At 62.4% G+C, this 21,076-nt stretch carries 19 protein-coding genes; 9 read left to right on the forward strand and 10 right to left on the reverse strand.

Annotation, left to right across the window (positions count from 1 at the left end; translation table 11 throughout):
* Nucleotides 1–81: 81 nt before the first annotated feature.
* The 8 genes from ACTJKT_RS19205 (at nucleotide 82) to ACTJKT_RS19240 (ending at nucleotide 8,716) form a co-directional block, all read left to right on the forward strand.
* Complete coding sequence (locus ACTJKT_RS19205) at nucleotides 82–876, forward strand: carbon-nitrogen hydrolase family protein (protein ID WP_440788178.1); 795 nt, start codon at nucleotides 82–84, stop codon at nucleotides 874–876.
* 48 nt (nucleotides 877–924) lie between these two features.
* Complete coding sequence (pqqF, locus tag ACTJKT_RS19210; RefSeq protein WP_440788179.1) at nucleotides 925–3,390, forward strand: pyrroloquinoline quinone biosynthesis protein PqqF; 2,466 nt, start codon at nucleotides 925–927, stop codon at nucleotides 3,388–3,390.
* A gap of 156 nt (nucleotides 3,391–3,546) precedes the next feature.
* Nucleotides 3,547–3,621 carry a pyrroloquinoline quinone precursor peptide PqqA gene (pqqA, locus tag ACTJKT_RS19215; RefSeq protein ID WP_009045898.1) on the forward strand — a complete coding sequence of 25 codons (75 nt, stop codon included), beginning with the start codon at nucleotides 3,547–3,549 and terminating at the stop codon, nucleotides 3,619–3,621.
* A gap of 71 nt (nucleotides 3,622–3,692) precedes the next feature.
* The gene (gene pqqB, locus ACTJKT_RS19220) at nucleotides 3,693–4,604 is read left to right on the forward strand and encodes a pyrroloquinoline quinone biosynthesis protein PqqB (protein ID WP_053281165.1); all 912 of its coding nucleotides are present in this window, start codon (nucleotides 3,693–3,695) and stop codon (nucleotides 4,602–4,604) included.
* Between the two features lie 136 nt (nucleotides 4,605–4,740).
* Nucleotides 4,741–5,493: a pyrroloquinoline-quinone synthase PqqC gene (gene pqqC, locus ACTJKT_RS19225; RefSeq protein ID WP_016704071.1), complete on the forward strand. Its 753-nt coding sequence runs from the start codon at nucleotides 4,741–4,743 to the stop codon at nucleotides 5,491–5,493.
* Entirely contained in the window at nucleotides 5,490–5,765 is a 276-nt protein-coding gene (pqqD, locus tag ACTJKT_RS19230) for a pyrroloquinoline quinone biosynthesis peptide chaperone PqqD (protein WP_025807331.1), read from the forward strand. The genes pqqC and pqqD overlap by 4 nt, the downstream gene beginning before the upstream one ends.
* Complete coding sequence (pqqE, locus tag ACTJKT_RS19235; RefSeq protein ID WP_440788180.1) at nucleotides 5,737–6,909, forward strand: pyrroloquinoline quinone biosynthesis protein PqqE; 1,173 nt, start codon at nucleotides 5,737–5,739, stop codon at nucleotides 6,907–6,909. Before pqqD ends, pqqE begins: the two co-directional genes overlap by 29 nt.
* Entirely contained in the window at nucleotides 6,875–8,716 is a 1,842-nt protein-coding gene (locus ACTJKT_RS19240) for a S9 family peptidase (protein ID WP_440788181.1), read from the forward strand. The genes pqqE and ACTJKT_RS19240 overlap by 35 nt, the downstream gene beginning before the upstream one ends.
* Nucleotides 8,717–8,767: 51 nt before the next feature.
* On the opposite strand, the gene ACTJKT_RS19245 is transcribed toward ACTJKT_RS19240, so the two are convergent.
* The 5 genes from ACTJKT_RS19245 to ACTJKT_RS19265 all read right to left on the reverse strand — a co-directional run bounded on the left by ACTJKT_RS19245 (nucleotide 8,768) and on the right by ACTJKT_RS19265 (nucleotide 11,981).
* The gene (locus tag ACTJKT_RS19245; RefSeq protein WP_003228885.1) at nucleotides 8,768–8,926 is read right to left on the reverse strand and encodes a YqaE/Pmp3 family membrane protein; all 159 of its coding nucleotides are present in this window, start codon (nucleotides 8,924–8,926) and stop codon (nucleotides 8,768–8,770) included.
* 131 nt (nucleotides 8,927–9,057) lie between these two features.
* Nucleotides 9,058–9,378, reverse strand: a complete 321-nt coding sequence (locus tag ACTJKT_RS19250) for a helix-turn-helix domain-containing protein (protein ID WP_440788182.1) — start codon at nucleotides 9,376–9,378, stop codon at nucleotides 9,058–9,060.
* Nucleotides 9,356–9,727: a type II toxin-antitoxin system RelE/ParE family toxin gene (locus tag ACTJKT_RS19255; RefSeq protein WP_440788183.1), complete on the reverse strand. Its 372-nt coding sequence runs from the start codon at nucleotides 9,725–9,727 to the stop codon at nucleotides 9,356–9,358. The genes ACTJKT_RS19250 and ACTJKT_RS19255 overlap by 23 nt, the downstream gene beginning before the upstream one ends.
* Nucleotides 9,728–10,002: 275 nt before the next feature.
* Nucleotides 10,003–11,286 (reverse strand): aspartate aminotransferase family protein, encoded by a 1,284-nt coding sequence (locus tag ACTJKT_RS19260; protein ID WP_440788184.1) that lies wholly within the window; start codon nucleotides 11,284–11,286, stop codon nucleotides 10,003–10,005.
* Nucleotides 11,283–11,981, reverse strand: a complete 699-nt coding sequence (locus ACTJKT_RS19265) for an MOSC domain-containing protein (protein WP_440788185.1) — start codon at nucleotides 11,979–11,981, stop codon at nucleotides 11,283–11,285. Before ACTJKT_RS19265 ends, ACTJKT_RS19260 begins: the two co-directional genes overlap by 4 nt.
* 102 nt (nucleotides 11,982–12,083) lie before the next feature.
* Here ACTJKT_RS19265 and ACTJKT_RS19270 point away from each other — a divergent pair, with 102 nt between their 5' ends.
* Nucleotides 12,084–13,013, forward strand: a complete 930-nt coding sequence (locus ACTJKT_RS19270) for a LysR family transcriptional regulator (RefSeq protein ID WP_440788186.1) — start codon at nucleotides 12,084–12,086, stop codon at nucleotides 13,011–13,013.
* A 237-nt stretch (nucleotides 13,014–13,250) separates the two neighbouring features.
* Here the strand turns inward: ACTJKT_RS19270 and ACTJKT_RS19275 are convergent, their stop codons facing one another.
* The 5 genes from ACTJKT_RS19275 to ACTJKT_RS19295 form a co-directional block, all read right to left on the reverse strand.
* On the reverse strand, nucleotides 13,251–15,029 hold the full coding sequence (locus ACTJKT_RS19275; protein ID WP_440788187.1) for an acyl-CoA dehydrogenase C-terminal domain-containing protein: 1,779 nt from the start codon (nucleotides 15,027–15,029) through the stop codon (nucleotides 13,251–13,253).
* Nucleotides 15,030–15,230: 201 nt separating this feature from the next.
* Nucleotides 15,231–17,027 (reverse strand): acyl-CoA dehydrogenase C-terminal domain-containing protein, encoded by a 1,797-nt coding sequence (locus ACTJKT_RS19280; protein ID WP_440788188.1) that lies wholly within the window; start codon nucleotides 17,025–17,027, stop codon nucleotides 15,231–15,233.
* Nucleotides 17,028–17,117: 90 nt separating this feature from the next.
* Entirely contained in the window at nucleotides 17,118–18,410 is a 1,293-nt protein-coding gene (locus ACTJKT_RS19285) for a GGDEF domain-containing protein (RefSeq protein WP_440788189.1), read from the reverse strand.
* 219 nt (nucleotides 18,411–18,629) lie between these two features.
* Nucleotides 18,630–20,435 carry a phenylacyl-CoA dehydrogenase gene (locus ACTJKT_RS19290; RefSeq protein WP_025807319.1) on the reverse strand — a complete coding sequence of 602 codons (1,806 nt, stop codon included), beginning with the start codon at nucleotides 20,433–20,435 and terminating at the stop codon, nucleotides 18,630–18,632.
* A gap of 302 nt (nucleotides 20,436–20,737) precedes the next feature.
* Entirely contained in the window at nucleotides 20,738–21,034 is a 297-nt protein-coding gene (locus ACTJKT_RS19295; RefSeq protein WP_009051193.1) for a hypothetical protein, read from the reverse strand.
* Nucleotides 21,035–21,076 lie beyond the last annotated feature (42 nt).

Genomic DNA, 21,076 nt, shown 5'->3' on the forward strand with positions numbered 1-21,076 from the left:
ATCGAGCGCAACGCTCGTGGCCTTTGAGCAGCCCGCGGCAACGGCTACAGTGACAGTCCAGCGCACAGAGGAGTCATCGCCATGCGTGTAGCGCTTTATCAATGTGCCCCACAACCGTTGGATGTCGCCGGCAACTTGCAACGCCTGCAGAAAGTCGCCGTGGAAGCCTCCGGCACCGACCTGCTGGTGCTGCCGGAGATGTTCCTCAGCGGCTACAACATCGGCGTAGAGGCCGTGGGCGCCCTGGCCGAGGCCCAGGACGGCCCGTCGGCGCAATACATTGCCAACGTCGCGCAATCTGCGGGCATCGCGATCCTGTATGGCTACCCGGAACGCGCCGACGACGGCCAGATCTATAACGCCGTGCAACTGATCGACCGCAACGGCCAGCGGCTGTGCAATTATCGCAAGACCCACCTGTTCGGCGATCTCGACCGCTCGATGTTCAGCCCCGGCCCGGACGATTTCCCATTGGTGGAGCTCAATGGCTGGAAGCTCGGTTTCCTGATCTGCTACGACATCGAGTTCCCGGAGAACGCCAGGCGCCTGGCACTGGCCGGGGCCGAGCTGATTCTGGTGCCCACCGCCAACATGCTGCCTTACGACTTCGTCGCCGATGTCACCGTGCGTTCGCGCGCCTTCGAAAACCAATGTTATGTGGCCTACGCCAACTACTGCGGCCACGAAGACGAGATCCACTACTGTGGCCAGAGCAGCATTGCCGCCCCCGATGGCCAGCGGATTGCCCTCGCCGGGCTGGATGAGGCCCTGATAGCCGGCACCCTGGACCGCCAGTTGATGCTCGACTCCCGTGCCGCCAACCGCTACTTCCATGACCGTCGCCCGGAGCTTTACGATGACCTGAACAAGCGCTGATCCGGGGTTATCCGCTAGCATGGGCGCTTCACTGTTCTGGAAGTGCTCATGCCCGCGCTGAACCACCCTCTGCCTCATCAAGAAACCCTGGCCAACGGCCTGCGGGTTTCACTGCACCACGTCCCTCGATTGAAGCGCTGCGCGGCGGCCCTGCGGGTCTCGGCCGGCAGTCACGACGTACCGCTGGCCTGGCCCGGGCTGGCGCACTTTCTCGAACACCTGCTGTTTCTCGGCACCGAGCGTTTTCCCGCGGAACAAGGCCTGATGGCCTATGTGCAACGCCACGGCGGCCAGGTGAACGCCAGCACCGGCGAACGCCACACCGACTTTTTCTTCGAACTGCCCCCAATGGACTTCGCCGGCGGGCTGGAGCGCCTGGCCGATATGCTCGCCCACCCGCGCATGAGCCAGGAAGACCAGTTGCGCGAGCGCGAGGTGCTGCACGCGGAGTTCATCGCCTGGTCGCGGGATGCGGCGGCGCAACAGCAGTTCGCCTTGCTCGACGGCCTGTCTGCGGAGCATCCGCTGCGGGCATTCCACGCCGGCAATCGCTACAGCCTCAAGGTGCCGCGCCCGGCGTTTCAGCAGGCGCTGCTGGCCTTCTATCAGGCTCACTACCACAGCGGGCAAATGACCCTGAGCCTGGCCGGCCCACAATCCCTGGAGGAGCTGAAAGCCTTGGCGCAGGGTTTCGGCGCCGTCCTCGCCGTCGGTAAAGCGCAGCCGCAAGAGGCCCCTGTGCCCTTGCTGAGATCTGCGCAGCAGCACTATCAGCAGCTCGAAGGGAACCACCTGAACCTGCTGATCGCCTGCGAGCAACTGCCCACGGCCGCGCGCGAAGCGCTGGATTTTCTCGGTACCTGGCTGACCTCCGGCAAACCCGGCGGGCTGCTGGCCAGGCTCAAGGAGCGCAAGCTGGTCGAAGGGTTGAAGGCCGCGCCGCTGTATCAGTTTGCCGGTCAGGCGCTGCTGCATATCCAGTTCAGCTTGACCGAGCAAGGCGCCCAACAGCCGGAGCAGGTGAGTGAGTTGTTCTTCGATTGGCTGGCCTTTTTCAGCAGCCAGGACGACTGGCCGGCATTGCGCGACGAATACGCCCTGCTGCAACAGCGCCAACGCCAGGTCACCAGTGCGCTGGAATTGGCAAGACTGAATAACGAACAGCTGGAACCGCAACTGTCCGACCACGGCGTCACAGCCCTCAAGGCCCTGCTGTCGCAACTTCAAACCCCGCGGGCAGCCAGCAGCGGAATCAGCTGGCAACTGCCTACGCCCAATCCTTTCCTGCGCAGCTCCGCGCCAGCTGCCCGGACTGGTCTGATTCGCGGGCAAACCAGCGCCCACCGCGGCTTGCGGACCTTCGCCCAGGACCGCTTGCGTCAACGTCGCGAATCATCGGCCATGACCTTCAGCCAGACCCTCGCCGACGACTCCGGCGAGGCCGCCCTGTACTTGCGCTGGCGCCTGCAAAGCCTGTTGCCGCAGGAACTGCGCAGCCGCTTGCAAAACCACCTGCGCAACCTGCGGGACGATGGGCTTCAAGCAGGCGTCGAGTTGTCTTTCGGTGTCTCGGGCAACCAGTGTTTGCTGACGCTGAAAGGGCTTCCCGAACCGATGCCGGCCATGCTCCAGCAGGCGCTGCTGGAACTGAGCCAACCCGGCGCGGCGTTCTGGCAAATGCCCCCTGTTGCTCCCACGCCGCTGTTGCCGATCCGCCAATTGCTCCAGGAACTGCCCGAGCGCTGCCTGGACCTGTCCGTTTCCCAGGAGTCGCATCCACTGGATGAACAAGGCTGGCAAACGCTATGGGAGGGCGCCCGCTGGGATGGCCTGGCCATCGGCCTGGCCCATGCCCAAAGCGTGATCGGCGCGGCATTGAGCAAAACCCCGGGGACCGCCGACAGCCAGCTTTCAGCGCCGCCCTCGATAGCCGCGCAGCAGCACTGGCATGAGATCGCAACCGGCTCCGGCGAACAGGCCCTGCTGCTGTTTTGCCCGGCACCGGACACCACCCTTCAGCAGGAAGCCAGCTGGCGGCTGCTGGGGCAGCTTGGCCAGATGCCGTTCTATCAGCGCCTGCGGGTCGAGCTACAACTGGGCTATGCGGTGTTCAGCGGCGTGCGGCAGATCAACGGCCAGACCGGCCTGCTGTTCGGCGTGCAGTCGCCCAGCGCTTCGCTGAGCGAGATCCTCGAACATATCCGGGCGTTCCTGGCGCAGTTGCCCGAGTTGATCGAGGCCCTGGATGACGCCTCCCTGGACGACTTGAAAGCCAACCTGGCCGCCCAGTTCGATGCCCGTGCGTTGCCCGTGGCGCAACTGGCCGAACTGCTCTGGCAGGGGCGACTGGCCGGCCATCCGTCGGATTACCTGGAGCAATTGCAACAGGAGATTATGGCGGCGACCCAGGCACAGCTGTTGCTCGCGGCCGAACAATTGCGGCAGGCGCAAGGCGGCTGGCGCTGCCTGGCCAGCGGTGCCTGCCCGGACGAACCCTGGCAAGCGGCAAAATGATCATTACCCTGGCTGCAACGAGCTTTCTTCAACAATTGCGGTCATTCCCCAGGGGGAATTTAGTAAGATAGCCCCCTAAGCATCTGAACATCTCCGGTTGGAGGTGGACTATATGTATAGATCTCAACCGTCCCACCCACCTGAAGGAGCACCTCTATGTCCTGGTCCAAACCTGCTTACACCGACCTGCGTATCGGCTTTGAAGTCACCATGTACTTCGCCAGCCGTTGATTGCTCGCGCAGTGCAACGCCTCGGCTCGCCGGGGCGTTTTTATTTTCAGCTTTAACCTGATGGAGCGGCCATGTTTGTCCAGATTCTAGGTTCCGCCGCCGGTGGCGGTTTTCCGCAGTGGAACTGCAACTGCGCGAACTGCGCGGGCTTTCGCGACGGCAGCCTGCGGGCAAAGGCTCGCACCCAATCGTCCATCGCCATTTCCGATGACGGCGTGAACTGGGTCCTGTGCAACGCCTCGCCGGACATCCGCGCCCAGCTCCAGAGCTTCGCCCCGATGCAACCGGGCCGCGCCCTGCGCGACACCGGGATCAGCGCGATCATCCTGATGGACAGTCAGATCGACCACACCACCGGCCTGCTCAGCCTGCGCGAAGGCTGCCCGCATCAGGTCTGGTGCACCGACATGGTCCATGAAGACCTCAGCAGCGGCTTCCCGCTGTTCACCATGCTCACCCACTGGAACGGCGGGCTGAACTGGAACCGCATCGAACTCGACCAGAGCTTCACCATCCCGGCCTGCCCGAACCTGCGTTTCAGCCCGCTGCCGTTGCGCAGCGCCGCGCCGCCCTATTCGCCCCATCGCTTCGACCCGCACCCGGGCGATAACATCGGCCTGATCGTCGAAGACCTGCGCACCGGCGGCAAGCTGTTCTACGCCCCAGGACTGGGCAAGGTCGACGCAGCGCTGCTGGAAATCATGAGCGGCAGCGACTGCCTGCTGGTGGACGGCACCCTGTGGGAAGACGACGAGATGCAGCGCCGCGGCGTCGGCACCCGGACCGGGCGGGAAATGGGCCACCTGGCGCAGAACGGCCCCGGCGGCATGCTGGAAGTGCTGGAGCAGTTGCCAGAGCAGCGCAAGATTCTTATCCACATCAACAACACCAACCCGATCCTCGACGAGGATTCCGCCGAACGCGCGGAACTGGCGCGGCGTAACGTTGAAGTGGCTTACGACGGCATGAGTATCGAGCTGTAACCACAGGAGCTATCGCGGGCAAGTCGGATCGCCGCCCGCTCGCTCCTACAGGTAGCGCTGTCCGTAGGAGCGAGGCTTGCCCGCGATAAGGCCCGATCAGGCAACACTATCCACGGTTGTTCCCCGGAGAACCGCAATGACTGACACAGCAATGTCCCCCGCCGAATTCGAGCAGGCCCTGCGGGCCAAGGGCGCCTACTACCACATCCACCACCCGTACCACGTGGCGATGTACGAAGGCCGGGCGACCCGCGAGCAGATCCAGGGCTGGGTCGCCAACCGCTTCTACTACCAGGTGAACATCCCGCTCAAGGACGCGGCGATCCTCGCCAACTGCCCGGATCGGGAAATTCGTCGCGAATGGATTCAGCGCCTGCTGGACCACGACGGCGCCCCCGGCGAAGACGGTGGCATCGAGGCCTGGTTGCGCCTGGGGCAGGCGGTCGGTCTCGACCCGGACCAATTGCGCTCGCAAGAGCTGGTGCTGCCGGGCGTGCGTTTCGCCGTCGACGCCTACGTCAACTTCGCCCGCCGCGCCAGCTGGCAGGAAGCCGCCAGCAGCTCGCTGACCGAGCTGTTCGCGCCGCAGATCCACCAGTCGCGCCTCGACAGCTGGCCCCAGCACTACCCGTGGATCGACCCAGCCGGCTATGAATACTTCCGCACGCGCCTGGGCCAGGCGCGGCGCGATGTCGAGCACGGCCTGGCGATCACCCTGCAGCATTACACCACCCGCGCCGGGCAGGAGCGCATGCTGGAAATTCTCCAGTTCAAACTGGACATCCTTTGGAGCATGCTCGACGCCATGAGCATGGCCTACGAACTCAATCGCCCGCCGTATCACAGCGTCACCGCACAACGGGTCTGGCATAAAGGAATCACCCTATGAGCTTCGATCGCAGCAAGACCCCGACCTGGCGCCCCGGCTACCGCTTCCAGTACGAACCGGCGCAGAAGGGCCATGTACTGCTCTACCCTGAAGGCATGATCAAGCTCAACGAGAGCGCCGCGCTGATCGGCGGGTTGATCGACGGCGAGCGGGATGTCGCTGCGATCATCAAGGAGCTGGAGATCCAGTTCCCCGGCGTGCCCGAACTCGGTGACGACATCGAGCAATTCATGGAGGTCGCCCGTGCACAGCACTGGATCGAACTTGGCTGATTCGCCAGCGCCGATACCGCCCAAGCCGGAAGTCGGCCTGCCGCTGTGGCTGCTGGCCGAGCTGACGTACCGCTGCCCGCTGCAATGCCCGTATTGCTCCAACCCGCTGGATTTCGCCGAGCAGGGCAAGGAGCTGAGCACCGAGCAGTGGCTCAAGGTGTTTCGCGAAGCCCGGGAAATGGGCGCCGCGCAGCTGGGCTTTTCCGGTGGCGAGCCGCTGGTGCGCCAGGACCTCGCCGAGCTGATCGGCGAGGCGCGCAAGCTGGGGTTCTACACCAACCTTATTACCTCGGGCATTGGCCTGACCGAGCAGAAGATCAGCGACTTCAAAAAGGCCGGGCTCGATCATATCCAGATCAGCTTCCAGGCCAGCGACGAGCAGATGAACAACCTGCTGGCCGGCTCGAAGAAAGCCTTCGCCCAGAAGCTGGAAATGGCCCGGGCGGTGAAAGCCCACGGCTATCCGATGGTGCTGAACTTCGTCACCCATCGGCACAACATCGACCGGATCGACCGCATCATCGAGCTGTGCATCGCCCTGGAAGCCGACTTCGTCGAGCTCGCCACCTGCCAGTTCTACGGCTGGGCCCAGCTCAACCGTGTCGGCCTGTTGCCGACCAAGGAACAACTGGTACGCGCCGAACGCATCACCAACGAATACCGCGCCAGGCTGGAAGCCGAAGGGCATCCGTGCAAACTGATTTTCGTCACCCCGGATTACTACGAGGAACGCCCAAAAGCCTGCATGAACGGCTGGGGCAGCATCTTCCTAACGGTCACGCCGGACGGCACCGCCCTGCCCTGCCACGGCGCCCGGCAGATGCCCGTGCAGTTCCCCAATGTGCGCGACCACAGCATGCAACACATCTGGTACGACTCCTTCGGCTTCAACCGCTTCCGCGGCTACGACTGGATGCCCGAGCCGTGCCGCTCCTGCGATGAAAAGGAAAAGGACTTCGGCGGCTGCCGCTGCCAGGCCTTCATGCTCACGGGCGACGCCAGCAATGCCGACCCGGTGTGCAGCAAGTCGCACCATCACGGCGTGATCCTCAAGGCCCGCGAAGAAGCCGAGCACGCTACCCAGACCATCGAGCAACTGGCCTTCCGTAATGAACGAAACTCGCGCCTCATCGCCAAAGGCTGAATCCTTCAGCGCCGCCCAAGCCGTCGCCGCCGGCATCGATTTCGCCGAGCTGCGGCTCGGCGCCAGCGGCCTGTTCTGGAACGAATACCGCCCCGAAGATGCCGCCTGCCGGATCTGGCACTGGCGCGGCAACCAGGCCCACTGCCTGACGCCGCAAGGTTTCAGCGTGCGCAGCCGGGTCTACGAATACGGCGGCGGCGCCTTTTGCCTGAGCGATGACGGGCTGGTGTTCGTCAACGAAGCGGATCAGCAGCTCTACCGACAGTCGCTGCAAAGCGAAACGCCGGTAGCCCTGACCTCCGGCGAGTGCCGTTATGGTGACCTGCAGTTCGCCGCCGGCCAGGTGTTGGCGGTGGAAGAACACAACAATCAGCATCGCCTGGTGGCCATCGACCTGGGTAACGGCAAACGCCAATTGCTGGCCGAAGGGGCGGACTTCTACGCCGCTCCCACCTTGAGCCCGGACGGCCAACGCCTGGCATGGATCGAATGGGATCGACCACATCAGCCCTGGACCTCGACCCGCCTGATGGTCGCCGAGCGCCTGGCCAATGGCCGTTGGGATGACCCACAGTGCCTGGCTGGCGACAGTGCAGAAGAGTCGCTGCAACAACCACGCTTCGATGAAACCGGCCGCCTGTATTGCCTGACCGACCGCGCCGGCTTCTGGCAGCCCTGGGGTGAAACCCCAAGCGGCCTGCAGGCGCTACCCTGCGCCGCCGCCGATCACGCCCCGGCGCCCTGGCAATTGGGCGGCTGCACCTGGCTGCCGCTTGGCGGCGACAACTGGCTGGGTACCTGGACGCAAGACGGCTTCGGCCGTCTGGGGCTGCGCCTGGCCAAGGGTTCACAGCAGAACTTCAGCGGTGACTACAGTCGCTTCCGCAACCTGGCGCTGGATGAGCGATTTATCTACTGCATCGCGGCTTCACCTGTCAGTCCGTCCGCGGTGATCGCCATTGATCGTCAGTCGCAGCAGGTCACAGTCCTGGCAGGCGGTGTGGCGCCCCTGCCACCCGAACAGATCAGCCGTCCGCAAACCCTGCGCTACCCCAGCGGCCAGGGCGAGGCCCACGGCTTTTTCTACCCGGCCATGAGCGATGGCGATCGGCCGCCACTGGTGGTGTTCATCCATGGCGGCCCGACCTCGGCCTGTTACCCGATACTCGACCCGCGCATCCAGTACTGGGCACAACGGGGTTTCGCCGTGGCCGACCTGAACTATCGCGGCAGCACCGGCTATGGCCGTGAGTACCGACAAGCCTTGAATCTGAGTTGGGGCGAGGTGGATGTGCAGGACGCCTGCGCGGTGGTCACGTATCTGGCCAGCCAAGGCCTGATCGATGGCGACCGGGCTTTCATTCGCGGTGGCAGTGCCGGCGGCTACACCACCCTTTGCGCCCTGGCCTTTGCCGATGTGTTCCGTGCCGGCGCCAGCCTGTATGGCGTCAGCGACCCGCTCGCCCTGGGACGAACCACCCACAAGTTCGAAGGCGACTACCTGGACTGGCTGATCGGCGACCCCGAACAGGATGCCGAACGCTACAAGGCCCGCACCCCGCTGTTGCATGCCGGCAATATCCGCGTGCCCGTCATCTTCTTCCAGGGCGAACTCGACGCTGTGGTAGTGCCCCAGCAAACCCGGGACATGCTCAAGGCATTGCAGGACAACGGCATTGCCGCCGAAGCACACTATTACCCGGATGAACGCCACGGCTTTCGCAAGGCCGCCAATCAGGCCCACGCCCTGGAACAGGAATGGCTGTTTTATCGACAGGTAATGGAACAGACGGGCACACCGCAGTAATCGGCGCCCAAGGGAGACAACCCCGCTCCTGTACGGGAGCGGGAGTCAGGCTCAGCGCTTGGCGATGATGTACACCGCATGCACGATGCCCGGAATGTAGCCGCACAGAGTCAGCAGGATATTCAGCCAGAACGCACCGCCGAACCCCACTTGCAGAAACACTCCCAATGGCGGCAACAGAATGGCGATGATGATGCGGATAAAGTCCATGGGGCAGCTCCTGATAGAAATTGGCTCGTACGAGCCTCACAGCTAATCGACCCGTGGCGTTCGGCAGGGTTCAGTCAACTCTGGCCAAGGGCCAGTTTTTATCCCCAGGCGGCCGGCGTTTCAGTGCCGGCTCACGCCAGTATTTCCAGGCCGTGCTTCTGTACGATGCTCAGCAGCTTGAGCGCCATGCCACTCGGGTGTTTCTCGCCGGACTCCCACTGCTTCACCGTGGACGCGCTGGTGTTCAGGTAGCGGGCAAAGACCGGTTGGCTGACATTGCTCCGCTCGCGCAGCAGCTTGATCTGCTCCGCGGGAATATTCGCCGGGACTGGCGCGATACAGGCCTCATCGAACTGGCGCATGGTGGTTTTGCCAATGGCGCCGATGGTGTGCAGGGCACTGGCCGACTCGTGTATCGATTCAAGGGCTTCAGTCTTGAATGGCTTGCTCATGTCTGATCTCCACAAACGCTTTCATCTCGAGTAGCTGCTGGATCTGCCAGCCATCCAGTCCTTCGTAAGCCTTGGCCAGCGCGCGGAACGCCTGCAGCTCCTGATGGCTGATATTGCCCTGGTCCTGCTTGGCGAACAGGAACTGGAACACCCAGTAACGTCGGCCTCTGGCCAGGACGATCGAACGATGGCGGTTGGCGTTCAGGCGTTTTTTCCAGACCCCGCCACCCAGATCATCAGCCTGGCCGCGGCATAACTCGCGGAATGCGGCCAGCAACTCGTCGTCACGGATCAAGGCTTTTTTCGCCGCGACAGCAAAACCTTTGGTTTTGAACAACCTGATGGTCATGGCTTCCTTTCCAAAAAACATACCACTCAGTGGTATATAGGTTCAACCCAAGCTGCCCGATGGTCTTTCACCCATGCAGCCCCACCGTCCTGGCGGATGAGCCTAAGGAACCCTCCCTGGATGATGGCCTTCAAGACCTGATGGCGGTTTTGCAAAAGCCCGAGACAAAAAAACGCCCCGTGCGAAAAATCGGACACGGGGCGATGCGTTATACCGCGAGACGGTTCAGGAATTCTGTCAGGGCAAGATCGGACATGGCGGGATCAGGGCCGGCTTCAAACCACCAGCCCCTTGCGGCATTGCAGCTGCGCGGTACGCACTCGCGAAAAGGCCCGCGCCAGGCGCAGCAGCATTTCGTCGATATTCGCCTTGCTCACCGTCAGCGCCGGGGTGAACCGCAGGCAGTCCGGCTGCGTCGCGGCCAGCAACAGACCTTCGTAGCGGGCTGCCTTGACCACGGCCTCGGCCGAGTCGTCGGCCAGGCTCAGGCCCCAGAACAAGCCCTGCCCGCGCAATTCTCCCTGGGCATAACGGTTAGCCAGGCGGGCCAACCCTTCGCGCAAGTACTGGCCGTTGTCCCGCACATGCTCGAGAAAGCTGTTGTCCAGCACGCTATCGAGCACCGCCAGGCCCGCGGCGGTCATCAGGGCATTGCCATGATGGGTGCCGTTCAGCTCTCCCACCTCGAAGCAGCAGGCCTTGCCACGTGCCAGCAGGGCCGCCAAGGGCACGCCACCGCCAAGGCCTTTACCCAGGACAAGGATGTCGGCGCGCACGCCGTAGACCTGTTCGGCCAGCAAGGTGCCACAGCGGCCGATACCGGTTTGCACTTCATCCAGGATCAGCAGGATGCCGAGTTCGCGACACAGACGCTCGACACCCTTGAGGTAATGCTCGGTCGCCGGAATCACCCCGGCCTCGCCCTGGATCGGCTCGAGCATGATCGCCACGGTCTGCGCGTCCACCGCAGCATGCAGGGCCGGCAGGTCGTTGAAAGGGACATGGCTGAAACCCGCCAACTGTGGCTCGAAGCGATTGCCGATGTTCGGGCTTGCCGACGCTGATATTGCCGCGAAGCTGCGACCGTGACAGCTGCCACTGGCGGTGATGATCTTCGCGGCCCCACCGCGATGCAGCTGGCCCCATTTGCGGGCCAGCTTGATCGCCGCCTCGCAGGCTTCGCTGCCACTGCTCAGCAGATAGGCCTGATCGCTGCCGGTGCTGCGGCACAAGCGCTCGCTGAGGTTGAGCATGCCGCGGTTGTAAAAGCCCGAGCCGGGGTTGATCAGCGACTGGGCCTGGGCCGTCAGCGCCTTGACCAGCGCCGAGGGGCTATGGCCAAGGCTGTTGGCGGCGTTGCCCTGGACGAAGTCGAGATAGGCGCGGTCATCGCTGTCCCACAGCCATGAGCCCTGGCCGCGTATAAATACTGGATGGGGTCGCTGGACGCTGGGCATCAGGCACTCACTGGAAAGGTTGTCGCTCGTCGGCGACAGGCAGGGCTCGGCCGCCAGATCATCAAGGCTCGGCTGCGGGCGGCGCAGGCTGAACAGGTTCATGCGCTCAACCCCTCCAGCGGCAGGCCCAGCAGGCGCGATGACCAATCCTCGACCAGGCCGGTGCGCATGCGCTTGATCGCGATGTCGCGCCAACGCGACGCCAGTGCCGGACAGTCCACCAGTTTCTTCAAGCCCGCATGCTCCAGAGGTTCTCGATAAAAACAGCGCAGCGCCCAGGCCACGGTCAGCCCCGGATAGCTGCGCTGGATCAGCTCGAAGGGCTGATCGGCACTGACGAAGCCGGGTTTGAGCACCCGGTAGAACCAGCCGCAGCGACCATTGTTTTGCGCCTGTTGTGGCAGCTCGGGGATACCCCAGCAGTGGCTCAGGCGATAACAGGGCGAACGCGGCTGGCTGACCTGCAGCAGCGCGCCGCCCCAGCGGAACATATCGCCCAGGCAGACCTGCTCTTCGGTCAGGCCATGGGTAGACAGGTTTTCGCCAAAGGCCGGTGCACACCAGTCGATCTGTGGATGGCGCTTGCGCCAGTAGCTGTAGTGCTCGGCGGGATAATGGTGCAGCGCCCGCTCCGGGCCGGTATGAAACCGTGGGTCGCCATGTTCGTCGCTGCCCAGGCCCTGAGGCCATAACCAGAGTCGGTTTGCAACCGGACGTTTGTCCGTATCACTGATCAAACCTTGTCCGAGGTTTTTTGCCTTGCCTATGTAAACACCATCCACGTAAACGGTATTCATCGCGCCTTCTGGCCCTGTAAGCCCTGTGAATAGGGGTTAGACTAGGCTTCTGTGGCATATCGGGCCATTTCGATTTTCCAGCTTTTTCGATAAGCAGAACTTATGGATTTTAAACAACTGCGTTATTTCGTCGCGGTGTATGAAGAAGGCCATGTGGGACGTGCCGCCGAGCGCCTGTCGATCTCCCAACCCGCGCTCTCGCAACAGATCCGTCAGTTGGAACAGAACCTCGACGTCAGCCTGTTCGAGCGCAGCAGCAAGCGCCTGCTGCCGACCCTGGCGGCCCATACCCTGTACAACCATGCCCTGCCCTTGCTCGACGGCATGCAGCGGGCTCGCGAAGCCCTGGGCAACTTCAAGGGCCAGGCCCTGCGCACGCTGGCGATCGGCGTACTGCAAACCGTGCACAGCAGCCTGGTGCCGCAAATGCTCGAACGGGTGCGCAAGGCCCAGCCACATCTGGTGGTGCAGATCTATGAACTGACCGGCCTGGAAATCGAACGGCGCCTGCTCAACGGCTCGTTGGATATCGGTATCAGTTATCTGCCGCCGCGCCAGCCAGGGTTGCACGGGGTGCAGCTCTACGAGGATGAGTTGACCCTGGTGATTCCCGCCGAACATCCCCTGCGCGAATTCAAGAAAGTCTCCATGAGCCAGGCCGCGGAGCTGCCTATGCTGTTGCTGGGCGAGGAGTTCCAGATACGCCAGATCTGGCAGGTACAACTGGCCAATCTCGGACGCCGGCCGCAGGTGCAGGCGGAACTGAACAATATGGCGGGGATTCTCGACAGCCTGCCCAACACCCGCCTGGCGACGGTCCTCCCGGGGCGCTCACGTCAGACCCATAGCCATACGGACCTGTTATGGAAACCGCTGAGCGAACCGAGGGTGCCGTTGAAAGTAGGGCTGGTATGTCGTGATGTACAGCGTCAGCAAGCAACCCTGGAGTTGCTGAGAACCTTGCTGGAAGAAGAAATGAGCGGCCCGGATGGGCGGATCACAGGCCCGACAACGCTGGAAGGGCTAGGCTGAAGCAGCGCAGATAAAAAACGCGGGCAAAAGAAAACCCCGCCGAAGCGGGGCTTTGCAGACTGTTTCCCTGACATCCTTTTCACTCCACCATCCTGGCGGAATCCTACGTGTCCGTGTTATTGCTTTGCGCTTCCTGCGCGACGTCCATGTGAAGTAGATTAGCTCTGGATCCAATCTGCCGATATGGGTGATTAGCAGCACGTCATGTAAGAGAATGCTTACATGACGCCCATGTACTCAGAACTGCGCCGCATCCAGCAGGAACAGTGATTCGCTACCCGCCTTCACCGATGCGCTCAGCGAGTGAATACGCGGCAGCAAACGGGCGAAATAGAAGCGCGCGGTACCCAGCTTGCTGGCGTAGAAATCGTCTTGCGACTCCTTGCCCAGCGCGGCTTTCGCCATCAACGCCCACATGTAGGCGTACGCCGTGTATCCGAACGCTTGCAGGTATTCGACCGAGGCCGCGCCGATTTCGTTCGGATTGGTCTTGGCCCGATCCAGCAGCCAGGCAGTCAGTTCGTCGAGGTTATCCAGCGCATCGTTCAAGGGTTTGGTGAACTCGGCCAGATCGGCGCTGGCGGTCGCGGTGAAATGGCGAATCTCGTCCACGAACAGCTTGTAGAACGCCCCGCCGCTGCCGACGATCTTGCGCCCGACCAGGTCCAGCGCCTGGATGCCGTTGGTGCCTTCATAGATCTGGGTAATGCGCACATCGCGCACCAACTGCTCCTGGCCCCACTCGCGGATATAACCGTGGCCACCGAAGATCTGCTGGCCGTGAACCGTGGTTTCCAACCCCAGGTCGGTGAGGAAAGCCTTGGCCACCGGCGTCAGCAGGGCCACCAGATCTTCCGCGCGCTTACGCACCACAGCGTCTTCGCTGAACTTGGCGGTATCCAGCTGCATGGCCACATAGGTGGAGAACGCACGGCCGCCTTCGTTCGCGGCTTTCATGGTCAGCAGCATACGACGCACGTCCGGGTGAACGATGATCGGGTCGGCGACCTTGTCCTTGGCTTGCGGACCGGTGGGCGAACGGCTTTGCAGGCGATCGCGGGCGTATTCCACGGCGTTCTGGTAGGAACGCTCGCCCGAGGCCAGGCCTTGGATGCCGACGCCCAGACGCTCGTAGTTCATCATGGTGAACATCGCCGCCAGGCCCTTGTTCGGCTCGCCGACGATGTAACCGACGGCTTCGTCGAAGTTCATCACGCAGGTGGCCGAGGCCTGGATGCCCATCTTGTGTTCGATCGAACCGCAGTTCGCCGGGTTGCGCACACCCAGGCTGCCGTCGGCGTTGACCAGAAACTTCGGCACCAGGAACAGCGAAATGCCCTTCGGCCCCGCCGGTGCATCCGGCAGCTTGGCCAGCACCAGGTGGATGATGTTCTCGGTCAGGTCGTGCTCACCGCCGGTGATGAAGATCTTGGTGCCGCTGACCTTGTAGGAGCCGTCGGCCTGCGGTTCGGCCTTGGTGCGGATGATGCCCAGGTCGGTGCCGGCATGCGGCTCGGTGAGGCACATGGAGCCGGCCCAGACGCCCGCATACATGTTCGGCAGGTAGGCCGCCTTCAACTCTTCGCTGGCGTGGGCGTTGATCGACAGGCAGGCGCCCGCGGTCAGCATCGGATAGAGGCCGAACGACAGGCTGGCCGAGTTGACCATTTCCTCGACCTGGGCCGATACCGCCTTGGGCATACCCATGCCGCCGTAGGCCGGATCGCCACCAACGCCAACCCAGCCGCCTTCGGCATAAGTCTGATAGGCCTGTGGAAAACCTGCCGGCGTGGTGACCGCGCCGTCGCTCCAGTGGCAGCCCTCTTCGTCGGCGCCGCGGCTCAGCGGGGCGATACTTTTGCCGGTGACTTTGCCGGCTTCCTCAAGAATCGCTTCGACGGTTTCAGCGTCGACAGTGTCGGCCAGAGCAGGCAGTTCGGCCCAGAGTTTGGCGACCTCGAAAACTTCATTGAGGACGAAGCGCATATCGCGCAGGGGCGCTTTGTAGTCAGCCATGGCAAACCTCGCAAGATCTAAACAAGTGGACCCGAACGGCCCCATTTACGAAAGCTCGAGTGTACCCGAACAACTTTTGCGACACATAGGGTCAACTCATGACTTTTATGTAATTTTTAGTCACATCAAATCGCAGACAAACCCACCCCCGCAAAAGTCTGCAGGAATGGGTTTGCCGACGATGGACGATTACATGACAACCTAGAGCGCAAACAACTCCGCCGGCAACTTCATCAGGCAGTCACTGCCCGCCTCGATCGCTGCCTGATGGGCCGCCGTGCGCGGCAGCAGGCGCTTGAAGTAGAACTCGCAGGTCGCCAGCTTGGCCTGGCAATAATCGGCATCCTCTTCACCAGCATCCAGCCGGGCCTGGGCCACCAGCGCCATGCGCAGCCACAGGTAGGCGAGGATGATGTAACCGCTGTACATCAGGTAATCCAGCGCCGCGGCCCCGACCTCATCGGGGTTCTTCATCGCCGCCATCCCGACCTTGGTGGTCAGCGCGCCCCACTGCTGGTTGAGCCCATTGAGCTGCGCCACATGCCCCTTGAGCTGTGGATGCTCGGCATTGGCCGCACAGAACTTGTGGACGATCTTGGTGAAGCCCATCAGCAGCTTGCCCTGGCTGCCAAGCACCTTGCGCCCCAGCAGGTCCAGGGCCTGGATGCCGTTGGTGCCTTCATAGATCGGGGCGATGCGGCAGTCGCGCACCAGTTGCTCCATGCCCCATTCGCGGATAAAGCCATGACCGCCAAACACCTGCATGCCGTGGTTGGTCACTTCCAGCCCGGTTTCAGTCATGAAGGCCTTGCAGATCGGTGTCAGGAAGGCCAGCAGGTTCTCGGCATCCTGACGCTGGGTTTCATCAGCGGCCAAGTGCGCCACATCCAGCAACTGCGCGGTGAAATAGGCCAGGGCGCGATTGCCTTCGTTGAAGGCTTTCATGGTCAGCAGCATGCGCCGCACATCGGGGTGGACAATGATCGGGTCGGCGGCCTTGTCCGGCGCCTTCGGCCCGGTCAGGGAGCGCATCTGCAGACGGTCGTTGGCATATTTGATCGCGCCCTGGAAGCTTGCCTCGCCCAGGCACAGCCCCTGCATTCCGGTACCGAGACGCGCGTGGTTCATCATGGTGAACATGCAGTTCAGGCCCTTGTTGGCCTCACCGATCAGAAATCCCTTGGCGCCATCGAAGTTCAGCACGCAGGTGGCCGAAGCCTTGATGCCCATCTTGTGCTCAATGGAGCCACAGCTCACCCCGTTGCGCTCGCCCGCCTCGCCTTCGGCGTTGGGCAAAAACTTGGGCACGATGAACAGCGAAATGCCCTTGGTGCCCGCCGGTGCATCCGGCAGCTTGGCCAGCACCAGGTGGATGATGTTTTCACTCATGTCGTGCTCGCCGGCCGAGATGAAAATCTTGCTGCCGGAGACCGCATAGCTGCCATCGGCCTGGGGCACGGCACGGGTCTTGATGATGCCCAGGTCGGTGCCGCAATGGGCTTCGGTCAGGCACATGGTGCCGGTCCATTGGCCGGCGGTGAGCTTGCTCAGGTAGGTCTGCTTCTGCTCTTCGCTGCCGTGGGCGTGAATCGCCGACATGGCACCGTGGGTCAGCCCCGGGTACATGCCCCAGGAGGTGTTGCTGGAGCCGACCATCTCGCTGATCACCAGCCCCAGCGAATGCGGCAGGCCCTGGCCGCCGTAGCTCGGGTCAGCCGCCAGGCCGTGCCAGCCGCCTTCCACATATTGGGCGAAGGCCTGCTTGAAGCCCTTTGGCGTGGTGACCACGCCATTGTCGAAATGGCAGCCTTCTTCGTCGCCGGAGCGGTTCAGCGGCGCCAGTACGTTTTCACAGAACTTCGCCCCTTCTTCGAGGATCGCGGCCACCATGTCCGGGCTGGCATCGCTGGCCCCCAGAGCAGCGTAGCTGGTGTGAAAGTCGAAGACATGGTCGATCAGAAAGCGCATGTCGCGCAGGGGAGCTTTGTACTCGGGCATGGTCGTTTCTCCGGCAGCAGATCGATCCAACCTACTGCCGCCCATCCGACCTGCCAATCACAGTCCAGACGCTGAATGCGCCACTATCACTCAACCCGCAGCGGTGTCCATGCGCACCGCGCCACGGCGGTTCTGACCGAAGGCCATGACGCAGTTACGCCCCGCGCCCTTGGCGCTGTACAGCGCCTGGTCGGCAGACTTGAGCACCTCTTCCGGCGTGCGGTGCTCCATCTGCCGCTCGGCGACACCGATACTGACGGTCACCGATACGCTGGACGCCCCGGCCGCGCCCCGGCGCTGACGACCCTGCTGGTCGTCCTGGGGGCGGTTCTCCTGATTGCGCAACTGGATGTTGTAGTTGGCGATGGTCTCGCGAATGATCTCCAGGTGCGGCATGCATTCCTCGAGGGTCTTGCCGGCGAACACCACTGCAAACTCCTCGCCGCCATAACGGTAGGCGCGACCGCCGCCGCTGACTTTCGACAGCTTGCTGGCCACCAGGCGCAACACCTGGTCACCCACATCGTGGCCGTGGGTGTCGTTGAATTTCTTGAAGTGATCGACATCGCTCATCGCCAGCACGTAGTTGCGGCCCAGGCGCTGCATGCGCTCGTTCAACGCGCGGCGGCCCGGCAAGCCGGTCAGCTCGTCGCGGAAGGCCATCTGATATGCCTCATGGGCAACGGCCGCGGCGATCATCAGCATCACCTGGCTGCACATGATGTTCAGGGTAAAGGGCAGGATGAAAGTCTTGGGCAGCATCCAGAACAGGCCCAGCAACCCCACCAGTTGCGCCGCATGCAGCGGACGCGGGTTGCGCCAGTACTGGATCGCCAGCAACAGGAAGGCCGCAAGAAACACCGGGTACGACAACTGGATCAGGCTCATCCAGGTGCCGTGCAGGGCCGGCCAACGGATTTCCGCCAGCCAGGCCAGCAGCGCCTGGGGATAACTCTGCTCCAACCCCAGCGCCACACTGCCAAAGGCAAGCAGTACGGCAAAGCGCGCCACCATGTCCTGGAACAGGTGGGTGCGCTCCTGCCAGGCCGCGAACAGGCCGAACAGCAGCGGCAGCAGCAGGCAGACCAAGTGGAACACCACGGCCGCATCCTCGCGCACCTTGCCGTTGTCGCGGTAATAGTCGGTCTGGGTATCGAGCAGGAAATAGGCGATGTACACCGTGACCATCAGGAACAGTTCACGCTGGCGCCGATACACCGCGCAGTAGGCGCCGCCGAGCAACAGCACCAGGGTCGGCAAGACGTTGAACAGCGAGGTGAAGAAGACGTTGAGATCCTTGACGTAGGCGGCCGCGAGCCCCGCAAGCAAGAGTAGCAATGAGGGTAGAAAATGGCTGAAACGTACAGCTGAAGAACGCGGCAAGGGTAAAGCTCCGACGCGGCTAAACAGTAGATGGCACTATGCCTTCACGGGGCGTAGTAAAACACGACAAATGTGACACGTGTCACATTGCCATCTCTGTAACGGCAGGGAGTTGCTTCTTCTTAACGTTTTAGTCGGATTATTTTCAGATTCCTCCCGCGCACAAAAAAGCCGCTTCTCCCGAAGGAAAAGCGGCTTCTGAATGGACCTCGGTAAGGCTTAGTAAGCCAGGCCGAAATCTTCTTCTTTCATGTCCATCAGGTTGTTGGCACCCGACAGCATGGCCGCAACGTGAGTGCGGGTACGCGGCAGGATGCGCTGGAAGTAGAAGCGCGCGGTCTGCAGCTTGGCGGTGTAGAACGCCTCTTCGGTGGTACCGGCAGCCAGCTTCTCGGCAGCCAGGCGCGCCATGTCGGCCCAGAAGTAAGCCAGGCAGGCATAACCGGAGTACATCAGGTAGTCCACGGACGCGGCACCGACTTCTTCACGGTCTTTCATGGCCGCCATACCGACCTTCATGGTCAGCTCGCCCCACTCCTTGTTCAGTGCAGCCAGCGGTGCGACGAACTCTTTGACCGACTCGTTGCCTTCGTTGCTCTGGCAGAACTTGTGGACGATCTTGGTGAAGCCTTTCAGGGCTTCGCCTTGGGTCATCAGCACTTTACGGCCCAGCAGGTCCAGCGCCTGGATGCCGGTGGTGCCTTCGTACAGCATGGAAATGCGGCTGTCGCGAACGTTCTGCTCCATGCCCCACTCGGCGATGAAGCCGTGGCCACCGTAGATCTGCACACCGTGGTTGGCGGCTTCGAAGCCGACTTCGGTCATGAAGGCCTTGGCGATCGGAGTCATGAAGGCCAGCAGTGCGTCGGCTTTCTTCTTCTCTTCTTCGTCCACGCCGTATTTGACGATGTCGACCTGCTTGGCGGTGAAGTAGACCATGGCACGGTTGCCCTCGGCGAAAGCCTTCATGGTCAACAGCATGCGACGTACGTCAGGGTGCACGATGATCGGGTCGGCGGCCTTGTCCGGCGCTTTCGGGCCAGTCAGGGAACGCATTTGCAGACGATCGCGAGCGTATTTCAGGCCGCCCTGGAAACCGATCTCGGCGTGGGCCAGGCCTTGCAGCGCGGTACCCAGGCGAGCGGTGTTCATGAAGGTGAACATGCAGTTCAGGCCTTTGTTCGCCGGGCCGATCAGGAAACCGGTAGCCGCGTCGAAGTTCATCACGCAGGTGGCGTTGCCGTGGATACCCATCTTGTGTTCCAGGGAACCACAGCTCACGGCGTTGCGCTGGCCGACAGTGCCATCGGCGTTCGGCAGGAACTTCGGCACGATGAACAGCGAGATGCCTTTGGTGCCAGCCGGAGCATCCGGCAGGCGGGCCAGAACGATATGGACGATGTTGTCGGCCATGTCGTGCTCACCGGCCGAGATGAAGATCTTGGTGCCGGTGACTTTGTAGGAACCATCAGCCTGAGGTTCGGCCTTGGTGCGCAGCATGCCCAGGTCGGTGCCGCAGTGCGGTTCGGTCAGGCACATGGTGCCGGTCCACTCGCCGGATACCAGCTTGGTCAGGTAAGCCTCTTGCTGCTCAGGCGTGCCGTGTTCGGAGATGGTGTTCATCGCACCATGGGACAGGCCTGGGTACATGCCCCACGACCAGTTGGCTTCGCCGACCATTTCGCTGACCGCCAGGCCCAGGGACTCCGGCAGGCCTTGACCGCCATGCTCGACATCGTGAGCCAGGCTTGGCCAGCCGCCTTCGACGAATTGCTTGTAAGCCTCTTTGAAGCCAGTCGGGGTCTTAACGCCGGACTCGCTCCAGGTGCAGCCTTCCAGGTCACCCACACGGTTCAGAGGGGCCAGTACCTGCTCACAAAACTTCGCGCCTTCCTCGAGGATGGCGTCAACCATGTCTGGAGTAGCGTCCTGGCAAGCCGGCAGGCTCTGATAGTGCGCTTCATAGCCGAGCAGCTCGTCACGAACGAAGCGAATATCACGCAAGGGGGCCTTGTAGTCAGGCATAGCGATAAACCTCTGCTGATGTAACCGGGAATGAACGACCGCGTTGATTTATTGTGGCGGTCAAACAGTTGTTTGAAACATACGTTTACGCCTAAACCTTGTCAAGCACCATGCAAACACCGTTCGTCATCGCCCCTCTGCAAGCCTTGCACGCAAAGGCCCACAGCGAATGCCATGAAATATTCGGAAGCTAAATTGAATGTAGGGGCTGGCAGACCAGCAAGACGGAAGATGGGGCTGTGCAGGGCGTTCTTGCGCGGGTCAGCCTGCCCGCAAAAACGGACAGGGCTACCGAGGGAGGGTCAAGCGTAGGTGTCGATCAGCGTACCGAGCACTTCATCGGCGGCCTTGGCGACTTTCACGCCCAGCTCCGCCTGGATCTTGCCCATGGACATCTCGACCATGTTGCTGGCCAGGTCCGATTGCTGGCTGCGATCGACGGACCGCAAGCGCTCGACCTGGACTTCGGAAGACTGGCTGGTGACAGAACGTTCGATGGTCGTGCTGGCGATCTGGCTGGCAGCCTGATCGACACGATTCTGCCCGGTCTGCACGGTACTCAGGCCGGCGTAGAAAGCGGTATTCCCGGAAATTTCCATGGGAGAACTCGACCCTGCAAGAAATGAACAGTGGCTATTGAA

Origin of the sequence: Pseudomonas sp. 22526 (genome assembly GCF_052044735.1) — a bacterium.
GTDB lineage: Bacteria > Pseudomonadota > Gammaproteobacteria > Pseudomonadales > Pseudomonadaceae > Aquipseudomonas > Aquipseudomonas piscium.

Excerpts from the sequence above, each read along its gene's own strand:
- ACTJKT_RS19205 (WP_440788178.1), top strand. The coding sequence starts at position 82 with ATGCGTGTAGCGCTTTATCAATGTGCCCCACAACCGTTGGATGTCGCC.
- pqqF (WP_440788179.1), top strand. The coding sequence starts at position 925 with ATGCCCGCGCTGAACCACCCTCTGCCTCATCAAGAAACCCTGGCCAAC.
- pqqB (WP_053281165.1), top strand. The coding sequence starts at position 3,693 with ATGTTTGTCCAGATTCTAGGTTCCGCCGCCGGTGGCGGTTTTCCGCAG.
- pqqC (WP_016704071.1), top strand. The coding sequence starts at position 4,741 with ATGACTGACACAGCAATGTCCCCCGCCGAATTCGAGCAGGCCCTGCGG.
- pqqD (WP_025807331.1), top strand. The coding sequence starts at position 5,490 with ATGAGCTTCGATCGCAGCAAGACCCCGACCTGGCGCCCCGGCTACCGC.
- ACTJKT_RS19240 (WP_440788181.1), top strand. The coding sequence starts at position 6,875 with ATGAACGAAACTCGCGCCTCATCGCCAAAGGCTGAATCCTTCAGCGCC.
- ACTJKT_RS19245 (WP_003228885.1), bottom strand. The coding sequence starts at position 8,926 with ATGGACTTTATCCGCATCATCATCGCCATTCTGTTGCCGCCATTGGGA.
- ACTJKT_RS19250 (WP_440788182.1), bottom strand. The coding sequence starts at position 9,378 with ATGAGCAAGCCATTCAAGACTGAAGCCCTTGAATCGATACACGAGTCG.
- ACTJKT_RS19255 (WP_440788183.1), bottom strand. The coding sequence starts at position 9,727 with ATGACCATCAGGTTGTTCAAAACCAAAGGTTTTGCTGTCGCGGCGAAA.
- ACTJKT_RS19260 (WP_440788184.1), bottom strand. The coding sequence starts at position 11,286 with ATGAACCTGTTCAGCCTGCGCCGCCCGCAGCCGAGCCTTGATGATCTG.
- ACTJKT_RS19265 (WP_440788185.1), bottom strand. The coding sequence starts at position 11,981 with ATGAATACCGTTTACGTGGATGGTGTTTACATAGGCAAGGCAAAAAAC.
- ACTJKT_RS19270 (WP_440788186.1), top strand. The coding sequence starts at position 12,084 with ATGGATTTTAAACAACTGCGTTATTTCGTCGCGGTGTATGAAGAAGGC.
- ACTJKT_RS19275 (WP_440788187.1), bottom strand. The coding sequence starts at position 15,029 with ATGGCTGACTACAAAGCGCCCCTGCGCGATATGCGCTTCGTCCTCAAT.
- ACTJKT_RS19280 (WP_440788188.1), bottom strand. The coding sequence starts at position 17,027 with ATGCCCGAGTACAAAGCTCCCCTGCGCGACATGCGCTTTCTGATCGAC.
- ACTJKT_RS19290 (WP_025807319.1), bottom strand. The coding sequence starts at position 20,435 with ATGCCTGACTACAAGGCCCCCTTGCGTGATATTCGCTTCGTTCGTGAC.
- ACTJKT_RS19295 (WP_009051193.1), bottom strand. The coding sequence starts at position 21,034 with ATGGAAATTTCCGGGAATACCGCTTTCTACGCCGGCCTGAGTACCGTG.